General features: G+C 67.2%; 15 protein-coding genes. 11 read left to right on the top strand and 4 right to left on the bottom strand.

Annotation, left to right across the window (positions count from 1 at the left end; genetic code table 11):
• Positions 1-23 precede the first annotated feature (23 nt).
• The 6 genes from AC1DKQ_RS04935 (at position 24) to AC1DKQ_RS04910 (ending at position 6,176) form a co-directional block, all read left to right on the top strand.
• Positions 24-1,130 (top strand): iron-siderophore ABC transporter substrate-binding protein, encoded by a 1,107-nt coding sequence (locus AC1DKQ_RS04935; protein ID WP_476882931.1) that lies wholly within the window; start codon positions 24-26, stop codon positions 1,128-1,130.
• 9 nt (positions 1,131-1,139) lie between these two features.
• Positions 1,140-2,207, top strand: a complete 1,068-nt coding sequence (locus AC1DKQ_RS04930) for a FecCD family ABC transporter permease (RefSeq protein ID WP_476918372.1) — start codon at positions 1,140-1,142, stop codon at positions 2,205-2,207.
• A gap of 83 nt (positions 2,208-2,290) precedes the next feature.
• Positions 2,291-3,313, top strand: a complete 1,023-nt coding sequence (locus AC1DKQ_RS04925) for a FecCD family ABC transporter permease (protein WP_476883231.1) — start codon at positions 2,291-2,293, stop codon at positions 3,311-3,313.
• 1 nt (position 3,314) lies between these two features.
• On the top strand, positions 3,315-4,145 hold the full coding sequence (locus AC1DKQ_RS04920; protein WP_476882929.1) for an ABC transporter ATP-binding protein: 831 nt from the start codon (positions 3,315-3,317) through the stop codon (positions 4,143-4,145).
• A complete protein-coding gene (locus AC1DKQ_RS04915; RefSeq protein ID WP_476882928.1) occupies positions 4,142-5,185 on the top strand; it encodes a siderophore-interacting protein in 1,044 nt (347 codons plus the stop codon). The genes AC1DKQ_RS04920 and AC1DKQ_RS04915 overlap by 4 nt, the downstream gene beginning before the upstream one ends.
• Positions 5,186-5,321: 136 nt before the next feature.
• Entirely contained in the window at positions 5,322-6,176 is an 855-nt protein-coding gene (locus AC1DKQ_RS04910; protein WP_476882927.1) for an SGNH/GDSL hydrolase family protein, read from the top strand.
• A gap of 11 nt (positions 6,177-6,187) precedes the next feature.
• Here the strand turns inward: AC1DKQ_RS04910 and AC1DKQ_RS04905 are convergent, their stop codons facing one another.
• The gene (locus tag AC1DKQ_RS04905) at positions 6,188-6,475 is read right to left on the bottom strand and encodes a YciI family protein (protein WP_476882926.1); all 288 of its coding nucleotides are present in this window, start codon (positions 6,473-6,475) and stop codon (positions 6,188-6,190) included.
• A 103-nt stretch (positions 6,476-6,578) separates the two neighbouring features.
• Here AC1DKQ_RS04905 and AC1DKQ_RS04900 point away from each other — a divergent pair, with 103 nt between their 5' ends.
• Both AC1DKQ_RS04900 and AC1DKQ_RS04895 read left to right on the top strand, forming a co-directional pair.
• Positions 6,579-7,058: a MarR family winged helix-turn-helix transcriptional regulator gene (locus AC1DKQ_RS04900; protein ID WP_476882925.1), complete on the top strand. Its 480-nt coding sequence runs from the start codon at positions 6,579-6,581 to the stop codon at positions 7,056-7,058.
• A gap of 74 nt (positions 7,059-7,132) precedes the next feature.
• Complete coding sequence (locus AC1DKQ_RS04895) at positions 7,133-7,894, top strand: SGNH/GDSL hydrolase family protein (protein WP_476882924.1); 762 nt, start codon at positions 7,133-7,135, stop codon at positions 7,892-7,894.
• 9 nt (positions 7,895-7,903) lie between these two features.
• Here the strand turns inward: AC1DKQ_RS04895 and AC1DKQ_RS04890 are convergent, their stop codons facing one another.
• From AC1DKQ_RS04890 to AC1DKQ_RS04880, 3 genes are read right to left on the bottom strand one after another with little or no spacing between them, the layout of a single operon-like run.
• Positions 7,904-8,656 carry an FAD:protein FMN transferase gene (locus AC1DKQ_RS04890; protein WP_476883230.1) on the bottom strand — a complete coding sequence of 251 codons (753 nt, stop codon included), beginning with the start codon at positions 8,654-8,656 and terminating at the stop codon, positions 7,904-7,906.
• A 40-nt stretch (positions 8,657-8,696) separates the two neighbouring features.
• Positions 8,697-9,191: an FMN-binding protein gene (locus AC1DKQ_RS04885; RefSeq protein ID WP_476882923.1), complete on the bottom strand. Its 495-nt coding sequence runs from the start codon at positions 9,189-9,191 to the stop codon at positions 8,697-8,699.
• Entirely contained in the window at positions 9,188-10,630 is a 1,443-nt protein-coding gene (locus AC1DKQ_RS04880) for a ferredoxin reductase family protein (protein ID WP_476882922.1), read from the bottom strand. The genes AC1DKQ_RS04885 and AC1DKQ_RS04880 overlap by 4 nt, the downstream gene beginning before the upstream one ends.
• A 502-nt stretch (positions 10,631-11,132) precedes the next feature.
• Here AC1DKQ_RS04880 and rpmB point away from each other — a divergent pair.
• From rpmB to rpsN, 3 genes are read left to right on the top strand one after another with little or no spacing between them, the layout of a single operon-like run.
• Positions 11,133-11,369: a 50S ribosomal protein L28 gene (gene rpmB / locus AC1DKQ_RS04875; RefSeq protein ID WP_011693744.1), complete on the top strand. Its 237-nt coding sequence runs from the start codon at positions 11,133-11,135 to the stop codon at positions 11,367-11,369.
• Positions 11,369-11,536 carry a 50S ribosomal protein L33 gene (gene rpmG / locus AC1DKQ_RS04870; RefSeq protein WP_003798558.1) on the top strand — a complete coding sequence of 56 codons (168 nt, stop codon included), beginning with the start codon at positions 11,369-11,371 and terminating at the stop codon, positions 11,534-11,536. The genes rpmB and rpmG overlap by 1 nt, the downstream gene beginning before the upstream one ends.
• Before the next feature lie 4 nt (positions 11,537-11,540).
• Entirely contained in the window at positions 11,541-11,846 is a 306-nt protein-coding gene (gene rpsN, locus AC1DKQ_RS04865; RefSeq protein ID WP_026266887.1) for a 30S ribosomal protein S14, read from the top strand.
• Positions 11,847-12,247: the final 401 nt, after the last annotated feature.

The raw sequence follows: 12,247 nt of genomic DNA, 5'->3' as shown, positions 1-12,247 counted from the left end.
GCATCACTTACCTAAGGAGTTCCGTGGCTTCCGCCGTCTTCCCCCGTTCCGCCGGCCGCCCAGCCGGCCGCAGCCTCCGCAAGACCGCAGGGCGGCCCGCAGCTCTTCTGGCCGCCGTCGCGCTTACCCTGACCGCTTGCTCCACCGGCCCGGCAACCTCGACGGCGACGGACGCCCCCAGCCAGCCGGTCAGCATCGCTTTCCCGGTCACCATCAAGCACCTCTTCGGCGAGACCACCATCAAGGAACAACCCAAGCGCATTGTGACCGTTTCCTGGGTCAACGACGATGTCGCCATTGCCCTCGGAGTGGTTCCCGTGGGCGTCCCCAAGAACGAATGGGGCGGTAATGACAAGGGCTCCACACCGTGGAAGGACGCCGCGCTGGAGAAGCTCGGCGCGGGCTTCGGCTCGGCGAAGGCCCCCGTCCAGTTCTCCGAGGCCGACGGCATCAACTTCACCGAGATCGCCAAGCTCAATCCGGACGTCATCCTTGGCGCCTACTCCGGCCTGACGGCGGAGGACTACAAGAAGCTCAGCGAAATCGCACCCGTCGTGGCCCAGCCGGAGATCGCCTACGGCACGTCCTGGCAGGACTCCGCCACCATCATCGGCAAGGCCCTCGGCAAGGAAGCCGAAGCCGACAAACTGGTCTCTGACACCGAGGCCACCATCAAGGACAAGGTCTCCAAGTACCCGCAGATCACCGGAAAAACCTTCATCTACGGCAACCTGGAGCCGGACAAGAGCGACGGCGTCAACGTCTACACGGCCAACGACAACCGTCCGCGCTTCCTCAGCGAGATCGGCATGAAGCTCGCATCCGTCGTGGAGGAGAACTCCAAGGGCTCCAAGGAATTCTTCATCCCCTGGTCCGCCGAAAAGGCCAACGAGCTCACCTCGGACATCTTCGTGACCTGGGTGCCGGATGCGGCCACCACCGGCTCCATCAAGGCCGACCCGCTCCTGGGCCAGATCCCCGCCATCAAGAGCGGCGCCCTGGTTGCCGATTCGAACAACACGCTGACGCTGTCCATCTCCGCTTCCTCACCGCTGAGCCTGCCCTGGTCACTGGACACGTTCCTGCCGCAGCTGGCCACCGCAGCGGACAAAGTCACCGCAGCGAAGTAACACCCTCCCATGACGAACAGTACGACGACGGCGCCCGCCGCCAGCGCGGCCGGCGCACCCCCGGCCCCCACCGGGAGGAAAGCCCCCGCAACGCAGGCCGCCTGGCTGCTGGCCGCCGTCGTCGTACTTGTTCTGGTCTGTGCAGCGTCCCTGACCGTCGGCGCCCGCGGGATTCCCCTCGGCACCGTCTGGCAGGCGCTGACGCAGTTCGACCCCACCGACGGCAACCACGCCGTCATCCACGCCCGCATCCCGCGCACCGTGCTGGGCCTGCTGGCCGGCGGCGCCCTCGGGCTGGCGGGCGCGGCCATGCAGGGGGTGGCCCGCAACCCCCTCGCCGACCCCGGCATCATCGGCGTCAACGCCGGCGCCGCCCTCGCCGTCGTCACCGGGATCTACGTCTTCGGCGTTTCGACCCTGACCGGCTACATCTGGTTCGCGTTCATCGGCTCCGCAGCAGCCGCCGTCGCCGTCTATCTGATCGCCTCCATGGGACGTGACGGGGCGACGCCGGTCAAACTGGCACTCGCCGGCGCGGCCCTGAGCGCAGGGCTGTATTCGCTGATGAACGTCGTCCTGGTCTCCAGCCAGGACACCCTGGACCGGTTCCGTTTCTGGCAGGTCGGCGGGATCGCCGGCCGGGACTGGTCGGTGGTGCTGCCCGAGCTGCCGTTCCTGGCTGCCGGGGCACTGATCGTCCTGTTCACCGGGCGGATCCTGAACAGCCTCGCCCTCGGGGACGACATCGCCCGAGGCCTGGGCCAGCGCGTCGGCCTGGCCCGCGGCGTCACCGCGCTGGGCATTGTGCTGCTCTGCGGCTCCGCCACGGCACTGGCCGGGCCAATCGGATTCGTCGGCCTGGTGGTTCCGCACGCCGTCCGCTTCCTGACCGGCCCGGACTACCGCTGGATCCTGCCCTTCTCGCTGGTCCTGGCACCCGTGCTGCTCCTGCTCTCGGACGTGGTGGGCCGTGTCATCCTGCTCCCCGGCGAAGTCCCCGCGGGCATCATGACGGCCCTGGTGGGTGCGCCCGTCTTCGTGTGGCTGGTCCGCCGCGGGAAAGGGGCAGGGCTGTGAGCCAGGCAGACCTCGCCAACGTCAGGCACGAGCTCGGTGGCAGCGCCCCCGCAGAGCACCAACCGGCCGGCAATGCCCGGTTCATGAGCCGGACGGCCCTCCTGGCCTTCGCCGTCGTGGTGCTCCTCGCTGTCAACATCCTGCTGGGCAGCTACACCGTCACCATCCCGGACTTCTTCAGGATCCTCACGGCCCACCTCACCGGCGGCGAGAAAATCCCCGGCGCCAGCTTCATCGTGATGGAGAACAAGCTCCCGCGGGCAGTCATCGGCACCATGATCGGGATTGCCTTCGGGCTCTCGGGCATCCTGTTCCAGACCATGCTGCGCAACCCGCTGGCCAGTCCCGACGTCATCGGCATCAGCTACGGGGCAAGCGCGGCCGCCGTCACCGCCATCGTCGTTTTCGGGGCCTCCGGAGCGGCCGTTTCCGGCGCGGCGCTGTGCGGGGCCATGGCCGTAGCGGTCTTGATCTACACGATCTCCCGGAGCGGTTCCCTCGGATCAGGCGGCGGCAACCGTGGCAACGCGGCCGGGAGCCGGCTCATCCTGGCCGGCATCGGCATCGCCGCGGCACTGAACGCCGTGGTCAACTTCCTCATGACACGGGCGGACATCCGCACCGCGTCCGAGGCCCTGATCTGGCTGAACGGGTCCCTGAACTCCGCCAGCTGGGACCGCGCCGGCGTGCTGGCACTGGCGCTGCTGGTCCTCGTGCCCGCCGTCGCCGTCCTCGCCGGACCGCTCCGGATCCTGGAACTGGGAGACGACGCCGCCGCCGGACTCGGCATCCGGGTAGGCATCACCCGGCTGGGCGTGGTGGCCGCCGCCGTCGCCCTGGCCGCCGTCGCCACGGCCGCCGCCGGGCCTGTGGCGTTCGTGGCCTTCCTGGCCGGCCCCATCGCGCGCCGCTTCACCGGCACGTCCAGCCTCCCGGCCGCCGCGTTCGTCGGGGCCCTAATTGTCCTCGCAGCGGATTACTTCGCCGCCAACATCGCCCCCCTGCTGCTGGACGGCACCGTCCTGCCCGTCGGCGTGGTCACCGGCGCGCTGGGAGCCCCGTTCCTGCTGTGGCTCCTGGTCACAGCCAACCGAAAGGACGCCTGACATGGCAGTTCTCAACGCCAAGGACCTGACGCTGCAGTACGATCAGCGCCGGGTGGTGGAAGACCTCACGGCGGAGCTCCCCGAGGGCAAGGTGACAATGATCGTGGGCGCCAACGCCTGCGGAAAGTCCACGCTCCTCCGCGGCCTGTCCAGGCTGCTGAAGCCGGCCGGCGGTACCGTGACGCTCGACGGCAAGGACATCCATTCCCGTCCAGCCAAGGAACTCGCCCGCATCCTCGGCCTGCTCCCGCAGCACCCCGCCGCCCCCGACGGCATCCTGGTCCGCGACCTCGTGGGCCGCGGCCGCTACCCACACCAAGGTTTCTTCCGCAGCTGGAGCGCGGCCGATGATCTAGCCGTGCAGCGCGCGCTCGAAGCAACCGAAACGCTGGAGCTTGCCGAGCGCAATGTCGACGAACTCTCGGGCGGGCAGCGCCAGCGCGTGTGGATCGCGATGGCGCTTGCCCAGGAAACCGAGGTGCTCCTGCTCGACGAGCCCACCACCTACCTGGACCTGGCCCACCAGGTGGAGGTCCTGGACCTGATCACCGACCTGAACCGGCACCGCGGCACCACCGTGGCTATCGTCCTGCACGACCTGAACCTGGCGGCCCGGTACGCGGACCATGTGATTGCCATGAAGGGCGGCAAAATCGTGGCAGAGGGCACCGCCACCGACGTCGTCACCGAGGACTTGGTCCGTGACGTCTTCGGCCTGGACTCGCGGGTGCTGCCCGATCCCATATCCGGCACGCCGCTGATCATTCCGCTTGGCCGGCACCACACCCATTTCCCAAAAGCCGAATCAGCAACCCTGGAGTTGGTCCCATGAGGGCAGTTAACAGCAGCGCAACCACCCAACCGATGACTTTGGCGCTCGGCGTGACGGTGGCCGCGGTGCAGCAGCTCAGCCCCAATTTCCGCCGCATCACCTTCGGCGGGTACTCCCTGCGTGACTTCGGCGTCCACGGCGAAACCCTGGACCTGCGCGTGAAGCTGATGATCCCGTCCCTCGCCGAGGACGGCACCCAGCTGCCGCTGCCGGTGTTCCAGATGGAGCAGTCCGGCTGGTACCAGGAATGGCTGGCCATGGATCCGGCGACCCGCGGCTCCATGCGCACCTACACCGTGCGGCAGGGACGCCTCGACGCCGTCTACCCGGAGATCGACGTCGACTTCGTGCTGCACTTCGATGCCGCCGGCAACGGCGGACCCGCCGCCAACTGGGCCCTGAACGCCAAGCCCGGCGACGCCCTCACCATCATCGGACCCAACAACCGGGCCGCGCACTGTGTCACGGCGGAGACCTACTCCGGCATCGAATGGCGGCCCGGCATGGCCCAGCGGGTACTCCTTGCCGGCGACGAGACCGCTGTTCCGGCCATCAGCGCCATCCTGGAAAGCCTCCCGTCCTACATGAGCGGGCACGCGTTCCTTGAAGTCCCCGAGGCCGGCGACTTCCTGGAGCTTGAGTCGGACGCCGACGTCGAAATCACCTGGCTGGCACGCGGCGCCTCGATTGGCCGCTCACGTCCGCACGGCGAACTGCTGCAGGAGGCGGTCCGCGCCGCTGTTCCCGAGCCGGGCTGGGTGGGCTTCAAGGCCGCGGCCGGTGGAGCCGGCCCCGAACCCGATGACGTCAACGTGGACCAGGACATCCTCTGGGAAACCCCCGCCCGGATGGACTCCGCGGCGATCGGAGCCAGCAAAAACCCGGGCAAGCCCGCCGGGGCCCTGCCGTTCTACGCCTGGATCGCCGGCGAAGCGGCCACCGTCAAGGAGCTGCGCCGGTACCTTGTGCGCTACGTGGGGATCGACCGGAAGCAGGTGGCGTTCATGGGGTACTGGCGGCAGGGGAGAGCCGAGCTGTAGTTTTCGGCGGTGCCGTCCGCCTGTTCTACCGGGCTTCCGCCCCGGACCGTTGCTTTGCCATGCGGGTCTCGGGGCGGTCACCTTGGGTTAACTTGCTCTTTCCCTGCCCGTTTTTTGAGGTGGTTAGGGTTTTGGGGTGGCTTCATTTCCTTTGCTTCCGGATCGGGGTGGGCGGCGCGTCTTTGTTGCCTTGGGGGACTCCTTCACCGAGGGTGTGGGGGACTACGATCCCCGGTTCCCGAACGGCGTGCGGGGCTGGGCGGACCGGGTCGCGGAGAAGCTGGCCAAAGCGCAGCCGGGGTGGGAGTACGCCAATCTGGCCATCCGCAGCAAGCGGCTGCGCCACATCATCGGTGAGCAACTCGGTCCTGCTTTGGCCATGGAGCCGACGCTCGTCACCCTGTACGCGGGCGGCAACGACATCCTGGATTTCGGCACGGACATCGGCACCCTCATGGAGGACTACGAGTCCGTCGTGGCTGCGCTCGCCGGCACGGGGGCCACGCTGGTGCTGTTCACCGGCTTCGACGTCAAGGTCTCCGCGCTGCTGGAGCCGCTGAAGAAGCGCAACGCCTTCTACAACCGGCGGGTCCGCGAGATCGCCGGCCGCTACGGCGCGGTGCTGGTGGACTACTGGCGCTTCGACGCATTCCATGACCCACGGATGTGGGATTCGGACCGGCTGCATATGTCCAAGGCAGGCCACAAATACCTCGCCTCACAGGTCCTGGACCACCTCGGCGTGCCCCACAAGATCAAGCCCAAGGAGTTGGAGCCGCCGGTGAAACCGGGCCTGCGGGAGTGGGAACGCCGGCAGCGCCGCTGGGTCCACGACTGGGTGCTGCCCCTGTTCGGACGCAAACTGCGCGGCGTCACCCTCGGCGACCAGCTCCGGCCGCGCTGGCCCGAACCCGTGAGGGTCCCCCGCAAGGGCGGCCTGAAGAAGCTACTAAAGAATCAACGCGCCGGGAACCAGGCCAGCGCCGGGTAGCCGCCAGGGACTCAGCTGTCCAGCAGGTTTTCGTAGCCCGGAGCCACCCTGTTGGCATGGAACTCCATGACCTCGAAATCAGCCACACCATTGACGTAGAACGGGTCCTTGGCCAGGGCGGCATCCAGGCTGGCCCGGTCCGCGTTGGAGAGCAACAGGCCACCGGTGCGGGGGATTTTGCGCCCCGCGACCATGAAGACGCCCTCGTCGAAGGCCGCCTGCAGCCACGTGACATGCGCCGCAAGATGGAACTCCACGATGTCGTCGGGGACCTTGTATGTCAGGGAGACTACGTACATGCGGCCAGCCTACCGGTACCCGGCTGCGGGCAGGCGGGAACTTTTCTGGAATTCCCCAGCCTGAAGTTGAATCGTCAAGCTTCCAGTCTCCTAGAATGTAGCCATGACCGAACCCCGCTGGCTCAACGCCGACGAACGCCGGGCCTGGCTTGCCCAGCTCAGCATCAACACCATGCTGCCGGCAGCCCTGGACACCCAGCTCCATGCCGCGGGCAAGCTTTCCCTGTTCGACTACAACGTGCTGGCGATGCTTTCGGAGACCGAGGGGCGTTTCCTGCCCATGAGTGAGCTCGCCGCGCGCACCAGCGCCTCCCTGTCCCGGCTCTCCCACGTTGTCACCAAGCTGCAGAACCGCGGCTGGCTTGAGCGGCGGCCGCACCCCGGCGACGCCCGCGTCACTACGGCGCACCTGACCGATGTTGGCATGGAGACGATCGTGAAGCTTGCCCCGGGCCATGTGGAGGCGGTCCGGTCACTGTTCCTCGACGCCTTGGGCCCGCAGGACGTCGCGGACCTGGCCCGGATCGGCGAAAAAATCGTGGCCCGCCTCGACGACGACCACTGGATTCTGCGGGACATCTAAGCACCAATGCTGAATGCGCCGCCGTCGGGCATCCCGTCTTTGTTGCTCGCGGCAACTGCTGGCAGACTTGACCCATGGATTTCACGTCCCGCTACGTAGCCCTTGGAGACTCCTTTACGGAAGGCGTCGGCGACGACGACCCCACCCGGCCCAATGGCGTCCGGGGCTGGGCGGACCGCGTGGCAGAGGGGCTCGGCGCCGCCGACCCGGACTTCGGGTACGCGAACCTTGCCATCCGCGGCAGGAAGCTCCGCCAGATCATGGCCGAACAGGTGGATGCCGCCGTCGCACTCAAACCCACCGTGGTCAGCATCTACGCCGGCGCCAACGACATCCTCCGGCCCAAGGTCGACATCGATGACCTGCTGGCCGACTACGACGCCGGGATCCGCAAGCTCACGGCCACCGGCGCCACTGTGGTGATGTTCACCGGCTTCGACGCGAGGGGCTCCAAGATTTTCGGCACCATGCGCGGCCGCACGGCCATCTACAACGAACTGGTTCGTGGCATCGCCGGAGACAACGGTGCCCTGCTGGTCGACTACTGGCGTTTCAGCGAGTATTACGACTGGGGCATGTGGGCCACCGACCGGATGCACATGTCCGCCGCCGGCCACGCGAACATGGCCAAGCGCGTCCTTACGGTCCTGGCCCACGAGCACTCGATAGACGTCCCGCCCATGACTCCGGTCCCTGAGTTGAGCCGAGTGGACGCCCTCCGTGCGAATGCCCGATGGGTCCGCGAATTCGCCGGGCCGTGGGTTGTCCGGCGCGTCACCGGCAAGTCCTCCGGCGACGGACTGGAACCGAAGTACGGCCAGCTGACCCACCTCTAGAACGGCAACCTAGCCACGGAATCCCGGCGTCGCGAGCAGTTCCCCGGTGCGGCGCACGGCGAGCACATCGATGTCCCAGCCGTCTGTGGCCCGGTGCAGCATTGCCGTCCCGCCCGCAACGATCGCCGTGGCCAGCACATCGGCCGTGACAATGTCTGCTGCGGCCACGGAGACCTGGGCGAACTCGACGCCGCGGGAGCCCGCAGTCCAGATGTGGTCCCCCCGCTCCGCCGAGCCCGACGTCGCGAGGGCGCACCGGGTGCCAGGCCCGCCCAGCCCGTAGGCGGAAAGCAGTGCCGAGCGGTCCAGCGGGTCAACCACCCCGGCCGCCCACGCGGCTCCGCTGCCCGGCACGGGCGAGCCCATCACCAGCACGTCGCCGCCGGCATTCAGGCACCAGTCGGTGATCCCCCGGCTCCGCAGCGCGGCACCGGCCTGCCCGATCGCGTAGCCCTTGATGATCCCGGAAAGATCCAGCACGCCGTCGGGCCGCTCCGGGGAGAACGCGCCCTCCGTCATGAGCCGCCAGCTGAGTGCATCCGCGTAGCGGTCCCGCATCCCGGCGGATGCGCCCCGCAGGGAAAGCTCCCCGCGCGCCAGCCGGCTGGCCTCGGAATCGGGACGGTAGAGGCTGAAGGTCTCATCCGCGCGGGCAAACACCCGTTCGACGGCGGTGGCTGCGGTGTCGAGCTCAGCACCACCGTCGCCCGCTGTTACCGGGATGGCCCCGGACGGAACTGTCAGGCTGATGACGGTGCCCATGGAGCCGAAGGTCCGGGCCTTCAGAGCGGAGCCGCCCAGCTCAGAGGTTGGCTGCATCGAGGGCCGCCTGAAGGGAGTTCAAGTACGCGTCGGAAGTCACCGTGGCACCGCTGATGGTCTGCACGTTCGCGGACTGCGCTTGGAGCACCTCGTCGCGCAGGAGCGGGGCTGCCTCGTTGCTGATCTGCACCGACCTGCGTTCAGCGTCGGTCAGCTGCAGTGCCGTGACATCAGTGATCTTTCCGGCCTGAACCGTGATCTGGACCTGGACGGAGCCGAACCTGGTCTGGACCACCGAGCCGGCGTACGTCCCCACGGCCTTCGCCGAGGCCCCCGTGGCGCCCGAGGCCCCCGTGGAGCCCGCGCCAGACGAGCCGGACGAAGCTGATGAGCCGCCCGTGCCCAACGCTTTGGCGCCGGTGGCCGCGCTCGCGACGGAGCTGCTGGTATCGGCTATGTGGACGCCCGACTGCCAGCCTGCAATGAGGATGCCGGCGGAGGCCAGGGCTGCTGAAACCGCGGCGCGGGTTCTCACCAGTCGAACCTTTCGTAGTGGAGTTGGTCTTCCCGGACGCCGGCGTCGCGGGCGTCCTCAAGCACGCTTTGCGCCCAGGCGGCGGGGCCGCAGACGTACACGTCAGCCTCGGCGACGTTCGGGTCAAAACTGGCCAGCCGGTGGCCGGCACGCGCGGAGCCCTCCGGCAGCCAGGTCCGGACACCGGCCGGGCGGGAGCCGGTCAGGTGGAAGAGCGTGGCTCCGCGCTGCTGGCAGAGGGCGAGGATTTCCTCGCCCAGGTAAAGCCCGGATTCGCTGTGCCCGCGGAGGATGACAGTGGCGTTCCCGGGCTGGAAGGGCGTGCTTTCCAGCAGGGCGCGGATCGGGGTGATGCCAATCCCGGCACCGACTATCACCACGTGGTTTCGGCTCCGCGCGGCCGTGCTGAACAGCCCGTAAGGACCCTCCAGCGCCACCTTGGTGCCCGGCCTCAGCGCGGCCAGCTGAGCCGAACCCCGGCCCAGGTTGCGGACGGTGATCCGCAGCGTGCCCTGGCCGGCGGCGTCGAAGTGCACGGGTTCGGCGGACAGACTGAACGGGTGCGGATGCCACCACAGGCCGGGAGCCAGGAACCGCCAGATGAAGAACCGGCCGCCGCTGCCTGCCAGCTGGTCCAGGCCAAGGCCGGACATCTCGATGCTCACCACCCCAGGCGCCACCCGTACCACCCGCTTAACGGTCAACTGGTGCCTGAACGTTGCCACCAGGGGCTGGGCCACGCGGTAGTAGAGCAGGGCGGCGCCGGTGGCGATGCACAGTGCCAGCCAGTACCAGCGCTGCCAGGTGCCCTCGGCAAAGAGACCGCCCACACTGAACTGGTGGGGGATCGCGGTCAGGACCGCCGCGTACGTCAGGAGGTGGACGGCGTACCAGAATTCATAAGGGAACCGACGTCGGACGGCCACGAGGGAGGTCACGACGACGGCGATGAACAGGAGCATGGAGATATAGGCCAGCCACATGTCCGGTACCAGGACCCACAGCGCAACCGACTCACTGACAGGGTCCAGCCCTTCGGCCATGCCGTAGCCGATCGCGATGAGGATCCCGTGGGCGAGCAGGAGGTACAGGGCAGGCTTGCCCAGCTTGCGGTGAAACTCAAGCGCGCGGTCGTGGCCGACGGTGTGGTCGATGACCGGAATGCGGGCTGCCAGGAGCAGCATGAGAAGCACCAGATCCATGCCTGCGAGGCCGGCCACAATCCCCAACGCGGTGAAGGAGCCGGCCGCCGTCGAGAAGCCGGCAATGCCGCCATCGGCCAGCCACAAAGCGACGGCGCCCGCCAGGGACGCCCAGAAAAGGACCGTCAGCAGGTCCGTTCTCAGCAACCGCCGCCGGTGCTGTCCCCTGAAGGGGTTCGCAGCGCCACCGGAGCGGCGGCGAACCCCGGGACGGCTCGTCAGAAGTTGTGTGTTCATGCATCCAGAATCGTCTCTCTGCCTATCATTTGGCTGTGAAAATGCTTCGTCAGGCATATGACCTCGGCGCACCCCGCCCGTCTGCCCGGACGGGCTGACGGCCGCTGCCCCATACACCATTCATTGACGGATTGGTCTTTAAATCGCCGAACTCGTAGACTTGGTAGGCGCTAGGTGGCGCGGAGCGTGCGCAATTGCTCCGGTTGGCAGGACTCGTCTGAGAAATCGACGGTCCTGCAGGCCGGTAGTTAGGGGCTCAAGTTGCGCGCATTCCTGTATTCGCCCAGCATCCCGGCACTTCGCAATGGCTGTCCAAGGACCGTCACCGTCAGGTGCCCGTGGCCCACAATCTTCGCCGCAGTGAGGAACCAGACGGTTTGTGCCGTCTGCTTCAATCCCGCGGAATCGGTGATTGGGGGCGGGAGCCGGATGCGGACGCCGCCTAACGCACGGTCAGCGGGAACTCCGTTAGCCGTTTCATATATTTTTGAGGAGAGTCGTCATGGCAGCACACTGCCAGGTGACCGGAGCCGAGCCGGGCTTTGGACACAGCATTTCGCACTCGCACCGTCGCAACAAGCGCCGGTTCGACCCGAATATCCAGAAGAAGCGCTACTGGGTTCCGTCCCTGCGCCGCAACGTCACGCTGCAGGTCTCTGCTCGTGGCATCAAGACCATCGACGTACGCGGCATTGACGTAGTCGTCGCCGCCATCCTGGCACGAGGAGTGAAGCTCTAATGGCAAAGGATAAGGACGTACGTCCGATCATCAAGCTGAAGTCGACCGCGGGCACGGGTTACACCTACGTGACGCGCAAGAACCGTCGTAACGACCCGGACCGACTGGTTCTGAAGAAGTACGACCCCAAAATCCGCCAGCACGTCGAATTCCGAGAGGAGCGCTAAACACATGGCTAAGAAGTCAATGATCGCTAAGAACGAACAGCGTAAAGTCATCGTCGAGCGTTACGCTGCAAAGCGCCTCGAACTGAAGAAGGCCCTGGTTGATCCCAACTCAACCGACGAAGTACGTGAAGCTGCTCGCCTCGGCCTGCAGAAGCTGCCCCGCAACGCCTCACCGGTACGTCTGCGTAACCGCGACATCATCGATGGCCGTCCCCGCGGTACCTTCCAGAAGTTCGGCATCTCCCGTGTTCGCTTCCGCGACATGGCTCACCGCGGTGAGCTCCCGGGTATCACGAAGTCTTCCTGGTAATTCAGTAGTCCTGAAGCCAGTGGCTTGAAGGAGGGCCGGCAACCGTTTGGTTGCCGGCCCTTTTTGTGTTTAAGGCACCGATTGCGGGTGCCTGGGGCGCTCTGGGTGGTCCGAGGTCCGCCGCGGTGCTGCGTCGCCGGCTGCGGCGGGGTTGTTCCTTTGTTTCGTGCCTGCGGTGTTGGTGGGGGCCGGCGGTGTTGGTTGACTGCGTGCTGGTTGTGGTGATGCACGGCATAGTTGGTGGTTGTGGTGCCGGGGTGCCGTTTGGGGGTCGGGAGCGGTGTTCTGCCGCGGATTTCCGGGGTTGCGGGGTGGTGGGGCCGTGGCCGGGGGTGGAGTTGCGGTGGGGCGTGGGTGGGTGTATTGTTTTCTAAGTCGCCGAGAGGGAGACCAGCGAGAAG

The sequence above is a fragment of the Arthrobacter sp. 05L421 genome (assembly GCF_056397785.1).
The sequence above is the reverse complement of the archived record's forward strand: the minus strand, read 5'-3'. Positions and strand labels throughout refer to the sequence as shown.

Coding starts and splice junctions, on each gene's coding strand:
- AC1DKQ_RS04930 (WP_476918372.1), top strand. CDS start 1,140: ATGACGAACAGTACGACGACGGCGCCCGCCGCCAGCGCGGCCGGCGCA.
- AC1DKQ_RS04925 (WP_476883231.1), top strand. CDS start 2,291: ATGAGCCGGACGGCCCTCCTGGCCTTCGCCGTCGTGGTGCTCCTCGCT.
- AC1DKQ_RS04920 (WP_476882929.1), top strand. CDS start 3,315: ATGGCAGTTCTCAACGCCAAGGACCTGACGCTGCAGTACGATCAGCGC.
- AC1DKQ_RS04915 (WP_476882928.1), top strand. CDS start 4,142: ATGAGGGCAGTTAACAGCAGCGCAACCACCCAACCGATGACTTTGGCG.
- AC1DKQ_RS04905 (WP_476882926.1), bottom strand. CDS start 6,475: ATGTACGTAGTCTCCCTGACATACAAGGTCCCCGACGACATCGTGGAG.
- AC1DKQ_RS04900 (WP_476882925.1), top strand. CDS start 6,579: ATGACCGAACCCCGCTGGCTCAACGCCGACGAACGCCGGGCCTGGCTT.
- AC1DKQ_RS04895 (WP_476882924.1), top strand. CDS start 7,133: ATGGATTTCACGTCCCGCTACGTAGCCCTTGGAGACTCCTTTACGGAA.
- AC1DKQ_RS04890 (WP_476883230.1), bottom strand. CDS start 8,656: ATGGGCACCGTCATCAGCCTGACAGTTCCGTCCGGGGCCATCCCGGTA.
- AC1DKQ_RS04880 (WP_476882922.1), bottom strand. CDS start 10,630: ATGAACACACAACTTCTGACGAGCCGTCCCGGGGTTCGCCGCCGCTCC.
- rpmB (WP_011693744.1), top strand. CDS start 11,133: ATGGCAGCACACTGCCAGGTGACCGGAGCCGAGCCGGGCTTTGGACAC.
- rpmG (WP_003798558.1), top strand. CDS start 11,369: ATGGCAAAGGATAAGGACGTACGTCCGATCATCAAGCTGAAGTCGACC.
- rpsN (WP_026266887.1), top strand. CDS start 11,541: ATGGCTAAGAAGTCAATGATCGCTAAGAACGAACAGCGTAAAGTCATC.